The sequence below is a fragment of the Mycobacterium sp. 20KCMC460 genome (genome assembly GCF_022179425.1).
Classification (GTDB): Bacteria; Actinomycetota; Actinomycetes; order Mycobacteriales; family Mycobacteriaceae; genus Mycobacterium; species Mycobacterium kiyosense.
The window spans coordinates 1,055,071-1,068,319 of the sequence record NZ_AP025524.1 but is presented as its reverse complement, the minus strand read 5'-3'; the positions used below and the strand labels follow the sequence as shown (position 1 = coordinate 1,068,319).

The 13,249-nt window shown below is 67.8% G+C and carries 10 protein-coding genes; 2 read left to right on the top strand and 8 right to left on the bottom strand.

Features of this window, described 5'->3' with window-relative positions:
- Window positions 1-2: 2 nt before the first annotated feature.
- On the top strand, window positions 3-1,190 hold the full coding sequence (locus tag MKCMC460_RS04855; protein ID WP_236980608.1) for a DUF1501 domain-containing protein: 1,188 nt from the start codon (window positions 3-5) through the stop codon (window positions 1,188-1,190).
- Here MKCMC460_RS04855 and MKCMC460_RS04850 read toward each other — a convergent pair.
- From MKCMC460_RS04850 to MKCMC460_RS04835, 4 genes are read right to left on the bottom strand one after another with little or no spacing between them, the layout of a single operon-like run.
- A complete protein-coding gene (locus MKCMC460_RS04850; RefSeq protein WP_236984635.1) occupies window positions 1,179-2,312 on the bottom strand; it encodes an acetate kinase in 1,134 nt (377 codons plus the stop codon). The genes MKCMC460_RS04855 and MKCMC460_RS04850 overlap by 12 nt on opposite strands.
- A 7-nt stretch (window positions 2,313-2,319) precedes the next feature.
- A complete protein-coding gene (pta, locus tag MKCMC460_RS04845; protein ID WP_236984633.1) occupies window positions 2,320-4,398 on the bottom strand; it encodes a phosphate acetyltransferase in 2,079 nt (692 codons plus the stop codon).
- A gap of 10 nt (window positions 4,399-4,408) precedes the next feature.
- Complete coding sequence (fgd, locus tag MKCMC460_RS04840; RefSeq protein WP_236980606.1) at window positions 4,409-5,419, bottom strand: glucose-6-phosphate dehydrogenase (coenzyme-F420); 1,011 nt, start codon at window positions 5,417-5,419, stop codon at window positions 4,409-4,411.
- Between the two features lie 20 nt (window positions 5,420-5,439).
- On the bottom strand, window positions 5,440-8,205 hold the full coding sequence (locus MKCMC460_RS04835; protein ID WP_238305368.1) for a helix-turn-helix transcriptional regulator: 2,766 nt from the start codon (window positions 8,203-8,205) through the stop codon (window positions 5,440-5,442).
- Window positions 8,206-8,505: 300 nt separating this feature from the next.
- Here MKCMC460_RS04835 and MKCMC460_RS04830 point away from each other — a divergent pair, with 300 nt between their 5' ends.
- Entirely contained in the window at window positions 8,506-9,258 is a 753-nt protein-coding gene (locus tag MKCMC460_RS04830) for an MBL fold metallo-hydrolase (RefSeq protein ID WP_236980600.1), read from the top strand.
- Here MKCMC460_RS04830 and MKCMC460_RS04825 read toward each other — a convergent pair.
- The 4 genes from MKCMC460_RS04825 to MKCMC460_RS04810 are packed head-to-tail and all read right to left on the bottom strand — an operon-like array spanning window position 9,255 to window position 13,238.
- Complete coding sequence (locus tag MKCMC460_RS04825; protein WP_236980598.1) at window positions 9,255-10,580, bottom strand: NtaA/DmoA family FMN-dependent monooxygenase; 1,326 nt, start codon at window positions 10,578-10,580, stop codon at window positions 9,255-9,257. The two genes, MKCMC460_RS04830 and MKCMC460_RS04825, sit on opposite strands and share 4 nt — an antisense overlap.
- A complete protein-coding gene (locus MKCMC460_RS04820; RefSeq protein WP_236980590.1) occupies window positions 10,577-11,692 on the bottom strand; it encodes an LLM class flavin-dependent oxidoreductase in 1,116 nt (371 codons plus the stop codon). Before MKCMC460_RS04820 ends, MKCMC460_RS04825 begins: the two co-directional genes overlap by 4 nt.
- On the bottom strand, window positions 11,689-12,732 hold the full coding sequence (locus MKCMC460_RS04815) for an LLM class flavin-dependent oxidoreductase (protein WP_236980588.1): 1,044 nt from the start codon (window positions 12,730-12,732) through the stop codon (window positions 11,689-11,691). Before MKCMC460_RS04815 ends, MKCMC460_RS04820 begins: the two co-directional genes overlap by 4 nt.
- A complete protein-coding gene (locus MKCMC460_RS04810; RefSeq protein WP_236980586.1) occupies window positions 12,729-13,238 on the bottom strand; it encodes a GNAT family N-acetyltransferase in 510 nt (169 codons plus the stop codon). Before MKCMC460_RS04810 ends, MKCMC460_RS04815 begins: the two co-directional genes overlap by 4 nt.
- Window positions 13,239-13,249 lie beyond the last annotated feature (11 nt).

Below are 13,249 nucleotides of genomic sequence, written 5' to 3'. Positions count from 1 at the left end.
ACATGCCCGAGTTGAATCGCCGCAGATTTCTGATCGCCAGCGCCGGTATCAGCGCCGCCGGCCTGCTGTCCGGCGCGGTGGCGGCCAGTTGGCCCGACTTGCTGCAGGCGGCGCAGGATCGACCGCTGCCGGCCAATGCCGGCGTCTTGGTGATCGTGTCCCTATACGGCGGCAACGACGGTATCAACACCCTGATTCCGTACGGCGACAACGCATATCACGATGCCCGACCCGAGCTCGCTTATGCTCCCGGCGACGTGCTGCACCTCGACCAGCAGCTGGGGCTCAATCCGGCGATGAAGGGCCTGGCCCAACTGTGGAACCAACACCAGCTGGCGATCGTGCGCGGCGTCGGCTATCCCAAGCCCGACCACAGCCACTTCCGCTCCATGGATATCTGGCAGACGGCCTCGCCCGCCGAACCCGTCTCGACCGGCTGGATCGGCCGCTGGCTCGACGCCACCGGCGACGACCCGCTGCGGGCGGTCAACATCGGGCCGGTGCTGCCGCCGCTCGCGGTGGGCCAGAAGTACACGGCGGCAGCACTTTCCACGAACTCCGGCGACGCCCGCGAAGCCGACGAATTTGCCTCGATCATGGCGGCGCTGGGTCGTGACGACCCCGGTGACACACCCGCCATGGCGGCCGTCGCCAAGGCCTACCGTGCCGCCCGCACCACCGACGAGACCTTCAAGTCGGTCAAACCGGTTGGCGAGGACCATAACTCGCTGGCCAAACAGCTGGACATGGTGGCCGCGGCCGTCAAGGCCCGGGTCCCGACCCGGGTGTACATCGTGCAGCTCGGCGGATTCGACACCCATTCCGGCGAACGAGAGACCCAACAGCGGCTGCTGCAGACCTTCGACGAGGCCGTAACCGGATTCCTGCGCCAGGTCGCGGGTACCAATGTGGTGCTGATGGCCTACTCCGAGTTCGGGCGTCGGGTGCGGGCCAATGCCTCCCAAGGCACCGATCATGGCACCGCGGGCCCGATGTTCGTCGCGGGCGCTCCCGTGCGGGGCGGCTTCTACGGCGACGAGCCCAGCCTGAAAGATCTCGACAACGGAGACCTCAAGTACACCACAGACTTTCGCGACATCTACTACGAAGTGCTCGCGCGCACGGTCGGAACCGATCCGACGCCGTCGGTGGGGACTGGACGAAAGGCCTTGGGCTTCTTAGCCGCTTAGCACGCCCAGGCAGTCGCGGGCGATTGCCAGCTCCTCATTGGTCGGTATCACCAGCACCGTGACCGGCGAACGATCCGACGAGATCCGCCGCGCACCAGTCCCGGAACCGTTGCGCTCCAAGTCCAATTCGATGCCCAATTCTCCCAGCCCGGCCAACGCGTCGCGGCGTACCGCCGCGTCGTGCTCACCGATACCGGCGGTGAAACTCAGCACGTCGGTGTGGCCCAGCACCGCCAAGTATGCGCCGATGTACTTGCGCAGCCGATGGATGAATACGTCGTAGGCCAATTTCGCTGCCGCGTCACCGGATTCGATCATGGTACGCAGCCGGCGGAAGTCGCGCTCGCCGGCCAGGCCCTGCACCCCGGAGCGCCGGTTCAGCATCGACTCGATGTCGTCGACGCTCATCTTCGCGGTGCGCCACAGGTAGCTGATCACGCCGGGGTCGATGTCGCCGCTGCGGGTGCCCATGACCAGACCTTCCAGCGGTGTCAGGCCCATCGACGTCTCCACCGGCCGGCCACCTGCCACCGCCGACGCGGACGCGCCGTTACCCAGATGCAGCACAATCTGATTCACGCCCTCCAGCGGCCGGCCGAGGAACGACACGGCCTGCTCGCTGACATATTGGTGTGAGGTGCCGTGGAATCCGTACCGACGAATCTGCCAGGTCTCGGCCACCTCGCGGTCGATCGCATAGGTCGCGGCGGCCGCGGGCAGATGGTGAAAGAAGGCCGTGTCGAACACCGCGATATGCGGCACGTCGGGCAGCAGCTTGCGTGCCACCTCGATGCCTTGCAGAGCGGGCGGGTTGTGTAGCGGGGCCAGCGGGGAGAGCTCTGTGAGCTGTTCGATCACGTCGTCGTCCAGCTTGGTCGGGCGGTGAAAGCGCTTGCCGCCGTGGACCACCCGGTGACCGACCGCCACCAGGCCACACTCGCCCAGGTCGATGCCGTCGTCGGCAAGGATCTCGAATGCCCGCCGCAGCGCCGCTTCGTGATCGGCGACGGGCGAGGCGGGTTCGCCGATCTGCTCCACCACGCCGGTGGCCCGCGACTCCCCGGAGTCGGGGTCGACGAGCTGAAACTTCAGCGACGAGGAGCCGGAATTGATGACCAGCACCAGACGATCACCCACGGGACACGCCCTGCGCCTGAATGGCGGTGATGGCAACGGTATTGACGATGTCTTCGACCGTGGCGCCCCGAGACAGGTCGTTGACCGGTTTACGCAGTCCCTGCAGCACCGGCCCGATCGCGATGGCACCCGCCGAGCGCTGCACCGCCTTGTAGGTGTTGTTGCCGGTGTTGAGGTCGGGGAAGATCAGCACGGTGGCGCGGCCGGCGACGGGCGAGTCGCGCATTTTGGTTGCCGCCACCGACGGGTCCACGGCGGCGTCGTACTGAATCGGCCCTTCGACGGCCAGTTCCGGTTCCCGGGACCGCACTAATTCCGTTGCCGCCCTGACCTTGTCGACATCCGCGCCGGAACCGGAGTCGCCGGTGGAATAGGACAGCATGGCCACCCGGGGTTCGATGCCGAACTGCGCGGCGGTACGCGCCGAGGAGATCGCGATGTCGGCGAGCTGCTCGGGCGTCGGGTTCGGGACGATGGCGCAGTCGCCGTAGGCAAGTACCTTGTCCGGCAGGCACATCAGGAAGATGCTGGACACCGTCGACACGTCGGGCACCGTCCGGATGATCTCCAACGCTGGGCGCACGGTGTGCGCGGTGGTGTGCACGGCACCGGACACCATGCCGTCGATCATGCCGCAGTAGACCATCATGGTGCCGAAATAGGTCGCGTCGTTCATGATTTCACGGGCATGTTCAACCGTGACACCCTTGGCCTGACGCAGTTCGGCGTACTTCTCGGCAAACTGTTCGTGCAGCTCACTGCTGCGCGGATCGATCACCGCCGCGCCTTCCAGGCTGACACCGAGTTCAGCTGCCCGGGAACGGACTTGGGTCTCGTCGCCCAGGATGGTGAGGTCCGCGACCGAACGCTGCAGCAGCCGGCCGGCCGAGCGCAGGATCCGGTCGTCCTCACCTTCGGGCAGCACGATGCGCTTGCGGTCGGCGCGGGCCTGCTGCTGCAGCCGACGGGTGAACATCTGCGGGGTGATGACGGTGGGTATCGGAATGGCCAGCTGTGCCAGCAGATCGTCGATGTCGACGTTGCGGTCCATCAGCTGCAGGGCGGTGTCGATCTTGCGCTGCGACCTCGCGGTGACCCGGCCGCGGGACGATGCCGCCGCACTGGCGGTGTCGTAAGTGCCCAGTGTGGTGGCGATGATGGGCAATCGCAGGTGCAGACCGGCCACCAGCGCCGCAATCGAGGGATGCAGCTCGAGGCCGCCGTTGAGGATGAGGCACGAAAGCGACGGAAACCCTTCGGCCGCATGGGCACTGGCCACCGCGAGCACCACGTCGGACCGGTCGCCCGGGGTGATCACCGCCATGCCGTCGCGCAGCCGTTCCAGCACGTGGTCGGCCGTCATCCCGGCGACCATCACACCCATCACCTCGCGGTCGCGCAGCGAGATGTCTCCGCTTACCGGCGTCCCCTGTACCGCGTCCTTGAGCTCGGTCACCGTCGGCGCGGCCAGCAGCGGCGCCTCGGGCAGCACGTAGCCGCGCGGGGTGAACTTGCGCAAAGCCTCACGAACCGCGTCCAGCTCGTCGGGCGCGCACCGGTTGACCACCACCGCCGCGGCGTGCGCACGCAGCGCTGAAAGCTCAGACAGACATGCCTCGACGACGTCGGCGACGTCCTGCGGCGTGCGGTTCCACCCGCGCACCATCAGCAGCACCGGCGCACCCAGGTTGACCGCGATCCGGGCGTTCGTCGCGAACCCGGCCGGGCTCGTCGCCCCGCCGATATCGGTGAAGTCGCTGCCGACGATCACCACGGCGTCGCATTGCTCGGCCATCGCGTGGTAGGCGTCGGCGATGGTGGCGATCGCGGCCTCGACGTCGTCGTGCACCTGCTGGTAGCTCACGCCGACGCACTGCTCGTAGGACAGGCCCGCGGTGGCGTGGTCGAGCAGCAACTCCAAGATGTAGTCGCGCTGTTCCCCGAGCCGCGTAATCGGCCGGAACACACCGACTTTGGCGACGGTGGCGGCCAGCCGGTGCAGCAAGCCCAGTGCGATCGTGGACTTGCCGGTCTCCGCCTCGGGAGCGGCAATGTAGATCGCCTTCGCCAGGGCCCCCGCGTCAGCCAAGTCTGCGCAACCTGGGCTCGAGGTCTTTCTCGAACAGTTCCAGGAACCTGCGCTGGTCGTGTCCGGGCGCGTGGAACACCAGGTGGTTCAGTCCCCACTGCACGTACTGGCCCACTTTTTCGACGGCTTCGTCGGGGTCGGAGGCCACGATCCAGCGCTTGGCGATCTGCTCGATCGGCAGCGCGTCGGCGGCCTTCTCCATCTCGATCGGGTCGTCGATGCTGTGCTTCTGTTCGGCCGACAGCGACAGCGGCGCCCAGAACCGAGTGTTGTTCAGCGCCAGCTCGGGGTCGGTGTCGTAGGAGATCTTGATCTCGATCATCTTGTCGATGTCGTCGGGGTTGCGGTCGTTGGCCGCCGCCCCTTCCAGGACGGCCGGCATCAGTTTCTCGGTGTAGAGCTCTTCGCCCTTCCCGGAGGTGCAGATGAAACCGTCGCCGGCCCGGCCCGCGTACTTGGCCACCGCGGGGCCGCCGGCGGCGATGTAGATCGGCACACCGCCCTCGGGCACGTCGTAGATCGAGGCGCCTTTGAGCCGGTAGTACTCGCCGTCGAAGTCGACCCGGTCGCCGCGCCACAATTCGCGCATCAACCGCACCGACTCACGCAGCCGCGCGAACCGCTCCTTGAACTCCGGCCAGGAGCCCTGGTAGCCGGTGGCTATCTCGTTGAGCGCCTCGCCGGTGCCGACGCCCAGGAAGATGCGCCCCGGGTACAGGCAGCCCATGGTGGCGAAGGCTTGGGCGATGACGGCCGGGTTGTACCGGAAGGTCGGGGTGAGCACCGAGGTGCCCAGCTGTAGGCGCTTGGTGCGCTCCCCCACCGCCGTCATCCAGGCCAGTGAGAACGGGGCGTGCCCGCCCTCGTGCCGCCACGGCTGGAAGTGGTCGCTGACGGTGGCGCTGTCCATGCCGTGCGCTTCGGCGAGGACGGCCAGTTCGACGAGCTCGCGAGGTGCGAATTGTTCGGCGGACGCTTTGTATCCGAGTTTCAGTTCAGCCACGTGTTCTTTCTACTCCCCTGCTAAATGTCGCCGGATCGGAGCGCCATCGACAGACCGCCGCGGGACCGTATTCCGAGCTTGCGGTACACGCGGCTCAGCGCCATCTCGACGGTCTTATCCGAGATGAACAGCTCGGCGGCGATCTCCTTGTTGGATCGTCCCGTCGCGGCGAGTTCGGCGACACGCCGCTCGGCGGGGGTCAGCCCATCGCTGCCCCCGCTGGTACTGCTCAGACGGGCGAGTTCCGAGCGTGCCCGCGATGCCCACCATGGCGTGCCGAGTTGCTCGAAGGTCTGCAGAGCCGCACGCAGCGAGGCCGAAGCATCCTGCCTGCGCCGGCGGCGTCGCTGTACCTGGCCGAGGAGAAGCCGGCTACGAGCGGTCTCGAACGGCATGGCAAGCAGTTGATGATGCGCGATCGCAGCGACGGCAGCTTCCTCTGCGGCGGCGAGGTTGCCCCGCGCGGCCAGGCATAGCGCGCGGCCCCGTGCAGCCATGGCCAGCATCCACCGACGATTCAGTCGAGTACCGTTTTCTGCCAACGCATTTGACAACTGTTCAGCCTCGTCGACACGACCCAGGCCGGCGAGTGCCTCGATCGCGTCGGGAAGGTAGCCACCCTGCATGATCTCGGTGTCGTGGGCGGGGTCGAAGGTCGCCAACAGCGGTTCCAACACCGTCATCGCTTGGTCGTAGCGGCCCAGGGACACCTCCACGAACGCCAGCGTCGCCGACGGCGCGTCGGCAAGGTAGATCGCGCCGATCTCGTTTGCCGCGGCGACCGCCGCGCCGGCAGCGGTTCGCGCCTCGTCCTCGAGGCCGCGGTAGGCGGCGACCGCCGCCCGCCATCCCCAAGCCGTGACCAGCAGATGCCGTCCGCCCGTCTGTTCCGCGCGCTCGACCGCCTCGCGGGAAGCCTCCGCCGCGTCGGCGTAGCGCCCCAACCACACGTCGATGGTCGCGAGGTGGTTGAACGCCCAAATGATGTCAATTTCGGTGCCGCCGTTGAGCATTCGGCGACACACCGCGCTCATCTGATCGCGCGCCTCGGCCAGGTCGCCGGTCCAGGCGGAGACTATTGCCCGCACCGCACTGGCCTGATACCAGGTGGTCGCGCCAGCAGCCGGATCCTCCAACTCCAGCGCGGTCCGCAATGCCGGCTCATCCACCCCCAACCCGTACACGAACGCGGCGCTGACCCAGATCGACAGCGCCCGGCTGCGCAGATCGGGGACATCGAGCCGGTCGGCCAGGGCAACCGCGGTCCTGGCGTGGTCGACCGCTCGGCCGACGCGCCCGATCATCACGGTGGCCAGCACCACCCGCAGCAGGCAATGCAGCCGCAGTTCGGTGCCGTCTTCGGCCTCGTCGGCCGCTTGGGTCAGCGTCTGCACGGCTCCCACCGTGTCATCTCCGTAGCCCTGGACCGCACCGAGCAGCATCAGCGCGAGGCAGCGCATCGCGCCCCTCGGCAGGCTGTCGATGGTCGGCTCCAGCAGCGCGCGCGCCGCGTCTAGGTCGCCCGAGCGGAAATGATGCTCGGCCGCGCGGATGCGCCGGGGCGGGGTGTCTCCGCCCAGTTTCAGAGCCAGTTCCAGCAATTCGGCAGCCGCGGCGGGGGCGCCCCTGGAGACGCTGGCCTCGGCCGCCGCATCCAGAGCTGACAGCGTGGCGGGATCGCCGGTGACCGCGGCCAGTGCCAGATGGCGTGCCCTGAGCTCTGGCTGTTCGACTAGCGAGGCGAGCGTTCGATGCATGGCTCGTCGGCGCGCTGGACCGGCTGTGGCGTACGCACCGGCGGCGAACAGCGGATGGGTGAACCTGAGCGCATGTCCATCCAGGGTGATCACGCCGCGGCTTTCCACAGTCTCGAGTAGCTGCATTACTTGCAACGGCGACATGCCGGCCGCCCGACTCACCAGCTCCACCGTCGGCTCGGCGGCGGTCGCCGCGGCCAGCAACACCTGCCCGACGTCCTCGCCGACATCCCCGATCCTGCGGCGCACCATCGCCGCCAGACTGCTCGGCATGCCCGGCGCGGAGGACGTCGGGTCGGCGAACGTGCTCGCAGCCAGCTCGATCGCGAAAAGCGGGTTACCACCAGACATTTCGTAGATCCGGGTAATCACCGGGCGCGGCAGCGTACGACCCAGCCGCGCCGCCACCACCGCGTGCACACCCCCGAGGCTGAATGGCCGTAGACACACCCGAGTGGTGGTCTCGGGACTACGAAAGTCCAGCCACGAGTTCGAGCGCGCCGCGCCCGGCTCCTCGGTCCGAAAACTCAGCATCATCCCGACGGAGCCGCGGAGCCGGCGCGCGCAAAACCCGATCACTGCACGACTCGACGCATCCAGCCACTGCGCGTCGTCGACGGCCAACAGCACCGGAGACTGCGCGCCGATGCGTTCGACCACGGATAGGAACGCGGTCGCCAGGGTGCGCTCGTCGGTTGCTGGTCCGCTCGAACCGGCCTCGCCGGTGCGGGCACGATTCAACGCCAGCTGTTGGACCGCGGGCAGTTCGGCGACCACCGCGGCGTCGATATCCGTCAGCAGGTCCGCGACCGCGGCATAGGCGTAGAACACCTCCGCGGCCGAGCCGCGCGCCGAGAGGACCCGAAAGCCCAGGCGCTCGGCCTGGCTTTGCGCGTCGAGCATCAGGGTTGTCTTGCCGATACCGGCCTCGCCCTCGACCAGCAACGTCGCAGGACCACTCTGTGCACGCACGAGAAGATCCGTGACGGCCCGGTCCTCAGCCAACCGCTGCACGATGTTCCCCGCCACCCAGCAATCCTCGCAGGAACCAGCACCGGCCCGCACTGCCCGGCTACACCGCGCTCGCGATCGCTCCTACCCCTATGGTCGCGACCCGCTACGCCCGGCTACGCCGCGCTCGCGATCGCTCCTACCCCCATGGTCGCGACCCGCTACGCCCGGCTACGCCGCGCTCGCGATCGCTCCTACCCCCATGGTCGCGACCCGCTACGCCCGGCTACGCCGCGCTCGCGATCGCTCCTACCCCCATGGTCGCGACCCGCTACGCCCGGCTACGCCGCGCTCGCGATCGCTCCTACACTCTCCGGAATGGGTGAGCAGACACAGCTGGTGCAGATCACCGACAGGGTTCATCTCGCGCAGGGACCCGCGGTCAACTGGACGCTGGTCGCCGACCACACCGGGGTCATGCTGATCGACGCCGGCTACCCCGGCGACCGCGAAGAGGTGCTGGCCTCGCTGCGCAGGCTCGGCTACGGGCCCGCAGACGTGCGCGCCATCCTGCTCACCCACGCCCACATCGACCACCTGGGCACCGCGATCTGGTTCGCCCGCGAGCACCGCACCCCGGTGTACTGCCACGCCGACGAGGTGGGTCACGTCAAGCGCGAATACCTGGAGCAGGTGTCCATACCGGCGCTCGCACTGCGACTGTGGCGGCCGCGCTGGGCGTTGTGGACCCTGCACGTGGTGCGCAGCGGCGGCCTGAACCGCACCGGCATCCCGACCGCCCTGCCGCTGACCGACGACGTCGCCGCCGGACTGCCCGGCCGCCCGCGCGCCGTATTCAGTCCCGGTCACACCAACGGGCACTGCTCGTATCTGGTGGACGGGGTGCTGGTCAGTGGTGACGCCCTGATCACCGGGCATCCGCTGATCGTCCACGACGGGCCGCAGCTGCTGCCCGCGATCTTCAGCTACAGCCAGCAACAGTGCATCCGCACCCTGTCGGCGCTGGCGCAGGTGGAATCGGAGATCCTGGCTCCCGGGCACGGACCGCTGTGGCGCGGCCCGATCCGCGAGGCCACCGACACCGCGCTCCGTAAGGCCGGCGCGATCTAGCGGCTCCGGGCACCCAAGCCCAGGTTCTCGCGCAGCGTCTGACCGCTGTACTCGGTGCGGTAGGCGCCGCGCTCCTGCAGCAGCGGCACTACCTTGTCGACGAATTCGTCGAGGCCGTGCGGGGTGAGGTGCGGCACCAGGATGAACCCGTCGCAGGCGTCAGCTTGGACGTAACGGTCGATCTCGTCGGCGATATGCGTTGCGGTGCCGACGAATTGCTCTCGGCTGGTCATCGCGATCACCACTTCCCGAATGGACAGGTTCGCGGCCTCGGCGCGTTCCCGGAAGCGTCGCGCCACCGCGACCGGGTCGCCGTGCCGGACCCGGCCCTGGGTGATGTCGCTGTCGATCACCGGATCGAAGTCCGGCAGCGGACCGTCCGGGTCGTAGCCGGACAGTTCACGACCCCAGATCTGCTCCAGCATGGCTATCGCGGTGGGACCGCTCACCTGTTGGCGCCGCACGTGGTGCGCCTTCTCGCGGGCCTCGTCGGCGGTGTCACCGAGCACGAACGTCGCTGCCGGAAAAACCTTGAGCTGGTTGGGATCCCGGCCGAATCGCCGGGCCCGGCCCTTCACGTCGGCGTAATACCGCTGACCGTCTTCCAGCGACCCGTGCAGGGTGAACAGCGCGTCGGCATACCGGGCACCGAAGTTGCGCCCTTCGTCGGAATCGCCGGCCTGCAACAACACCGGATGGCCTTGCGGGCCGGCAGGCAATGTCGCGAAACCGCTGACGTCGAAATGCGCACCCTGGTATTCGACCCTGCGAATCCCGGCCGGGTCCACATAGACGCCGTTACGCCGCACCACCGCATCCGGGGCCCAGCTGTCCCAGAACCTGCGCGCCACCTCGACGAATTCTTCGGCACGCGCATATCGGTCGGAGTGCGCCAGAAAACCGCCGCGCCGAAAGTTGGCCCCGGTGAAGGCATCTGACGAGGTGACGATGTTCCAGCCGGACCTTCCTTCGGACAGGTGATCCAGGGTGGCGAATTGCCTTGCCACTTCAAAGGGTTCGTTGAAGGTGGTGTTGATGGTGCCGGTCAGACCGATCCGCTCGGTGACGGCGGCCAGCGCGGCCAGCACGGTGAAGGTGTCGGGGCGGCCGACCACGTCCAGGTCGTAGATGCGGCCGCGGTGCTCGCGCAACCGCAGTCCCTCAGCCAAGAAGAAGAAGTCGAACAAACCACGCTCAGCGGTCCGGGCCAGATGCACGAACGATTCGAACTCGATCTGGCTGCCCGCTGTCGGGTCGGTCCACACCGTGGTGTTGTTGACACCGGGGAAATGCGCGGCCAGGTGAATCGGCTTGCGACTCATGGGTTCAACCCCCATCGCCGGGCGATCAGTTCATGGGAGCGAAGTCGGTCTTGATGCCGGTGAGTAACCGAGGTGACGACCAGTTCGTCGGCCCCACAGACCCGCGCCAGCGCGGCGAGCCGGTCGGCGACCTCGTCGGGATCGCCGACGAATTGTGTTGCCAGCCGGTCTTTCACCACCTCGTACTGCTCGTCGGTCAGCGGTGGGCAGTCCTCGGGGGCGGGGTAGGGCATGGCCCCGATGCCCGTGCGGATCGAGTACACCCAATGGCCGTAGCCGGTGGCCAGCTGCCGGGCGGTCGCGGTGTCCTCGGCTACCACGATGTCGGCCGAAACCACCACGTAGGGCTCGGCCAGGGCTGCCGACGGCTGGAACGTGTCGCGGTAGGCCTCGATCGCTTCCAAGGCGGTGGCGGGTGTGATGTGATAGCTGGCCACGAACGGCAACCCCAGCGCCCCGGCCACCCGCGCACTCTGCCCCCGGGTGCTGCCGAAAATCCACGGCCGCAGTCCGGATCCTTCGCCGGGTACCGCGTGCACGTCGAATTCGCCTACCCGGTAGCGGCCTTCGAGCAACGCTAGGATGTCGCCGACCTGCTCGGCGAAGTCCGGCGACAGCGCTTCGGGCTGTTGCAGGATTTCCATGGTGGCCTGCAGCCGTTCCAGGTCGAGCAGCTCACGCACGTCGAAAGGCGTTGGCACCACCACCCCGTCGACTTCGTGCCACCGACGCGGCGGCCTGTGCTCCCTGGGTGGCTTCGGTTTGCGCTCCTCGGAACGACGCTGCCCGGATCGGCCGATCCCGAGATCGATCCGGCCAGGGTAGAACGCGTCGAGCATGCCGAAGCTTTCGACCACCGCGACGGCGGTGGTGTAACCCAGCTGGACCGCCGCGGCGCCCACTTGAATCCGCTTGGTATTGGCCGCAATCTGTCCGATCAGCACCGCAGGTGCCGCGCTGGCGACCGCGACGAAGTGATGCTCGGCGACCCAGTAGCGACGGTAACCCAGATATTCGGCGTGCTGAGCCAGTTCGATGGTGTTGCGCAACGCGGTAGCCGGGTCACTGCCGGCGCTGATCGGCGCCAGGTCCAGGATCGAGAGCGGAATCATGCTGTCAGACCCAGCCTTTCGCGCAGCGTCTCGCCGTCCCGGTAACTGTCGCGGAACTCGCCTGCGCGCTGCAGCAGCGGCACCACCTCGTCGACGATCACCGGCAGGTCGGTGGCGTGCACGGCGGGACGCAGCCGGGCGCCGTCGACACCTACGCGCTGCCACTGCAGCAGTAGGTCGACCAACTCGGCAGCGTTGCCCGACCACACCCAGGTGTCGGAGCGGAAGTCGTCCTGACCGTGGAATGAAACCACGATGTCGGCGAAGACCTTTAGCTTCTCCGAGACGTCCCGCACCTGCTTCAGGAGGTCGCTTATCGAGGCGTCAGCGGGCGTGATGAACACCAGATCGGCGGTGTCGGAGGCGAATTCGTACACCGGGCCGGCGTGTGCCAGCACCGCGACCACCGGCTGACCCTGCGGCGGGCGCGGCGTGATCGAGGGTCCCTTCACCGAGAAGTACTTTCCGGTGAAGTCGATGTAGTGCACCTTGTCGACGTCGATGTAGCGTCCGGTCGCTGCGTCGCGGATCACCGCGTCGTCCTCCCAGCTGTGCCAGAGTCTGCGTACCACCTCGACGTAGTCGCGGGCTTCGGCGAACAACTCGGCGGGATCGACGGTGCGGCGGCCGAACAGCGCCGCCTCGTGGCTGGTGGCGCTGACCCGAGGCTGCCAGCCCGCCCGCCCGTGCGAGACAAAGTCAAGGGTGGCAATGGCTTTGGAGATGTGGAATGGCTCGGTGTGGGTGACGGTGGCCACCGGGATCAACCCGATGTGCCGTGTGCCCGGAGCGATGCGGGCAGCGACCAGCACCGCGTCGCCGCGTCCGGCCAGCCGCTTCGGGTCGATCCGTTCCCGCCGTCCCGGCTGCGGCATCAGGGTGTCGTCGATGGTGAGGAAGTCCAGCAGCCCGCGCTCGGCCGTGGCGGCGAGATCTGTCCAGTAGCGGCCGCTGAGCACCGACCGCGGCTCGTCGAAGAGCTCCCACGCCTGCGTGTGCCAGCCGTAGCCGTCGAGCGCGACACCGAGGTGAAACGTCATGCCAGCGCTTTCAGGAAGGCGATCGGGAGTACCGGGCCGCGGGCGGGCAGCGGTTCGGCCAGCCGGGTGTAACCGGTCGACGCATACAGTTCCACGGCCTCAGGTTGGCGGTCACCGGTGACGAGGTACACCCTTTTGTAACCGCAGATCGCAATCTCGGCTTCCAGCTGCCGCAGCAGTGCCTTTGCGTAGCCCCGGCGCCGATGGTCGCGGTGCGTCCACACCCGTTTGAGTTCGGCGGTCTCGGCGTCGTAGCGGCAGAAGGCACCCCCGGTCACCGGAGTGCCATCCAGCACACCGATCAGCATTCCGCCGTGCGGAGCGGTGAACTGGCCGTCCGGCCCGCTGACAATCCATTGCCGATAAAGCCGGCGCTCCCCGCCGTAGCGTTGCGCGTACTCGTCGGCCAACTCCTCGAGCAGCGGCTGCGCCAGCGGGTCGTCCAGCGCGACGGGCACGAACTGCACAGCGTCGGAATCGGTGGGAGGTGAAGACGGTGCGGACATCACGTAACTGT

What these genes read in the sequence shown, in the direction of transcription:
- MKCMC460_RS04855 (WP_236980608.1), top strand. Translation starts at nt 3, where the DNA reads ATGCCCGAGTTGAATCGCCGCAGATTTCTGATCGCCAGCGCCGGTATC.
- MKCMC460_RS04830 (WP_236980600.1), top strand. Translation starts at nt 8,506, where the DNA reads ATGGGTGAGCAGACACAGCTGGTGCAGATCACCGACAGGGTTCATCTC.
- MKCMC460_RS04825 (WP_236980598.1), bottom strand. Translation starts at nt 10,580, where the DNA reads ATGAGTCGCAAGCCGATTCACCTGGCCGCGCATTTCCCCGGTGTCAAC.
- MKCMC460_RS04820 (WP_236980590.1), bottom strand. Translation starts at nt 11,692, where the DNA reads ATGATTCCGCTCTCGATCCTGGACCTGGCGCCGATCAGCGCCGGCAGT.
- MKCMC460_RS04815 (WP_236980588.1), bottom strand. Translation starts at nt 12,732, where the DNA reads ATGACGTTTCACCTCGGTGTCGCGCTCGACGGCTACGGCTGGCACACG.
- MKCMC460_RS04810 (WP_236980586.1), bottom strand. Translation starts at nt 13,238, where the DNA reads ATGTCCGCACCGTCTTCACCTCCCACCGATTCCGACGCTGTGCAGTTC.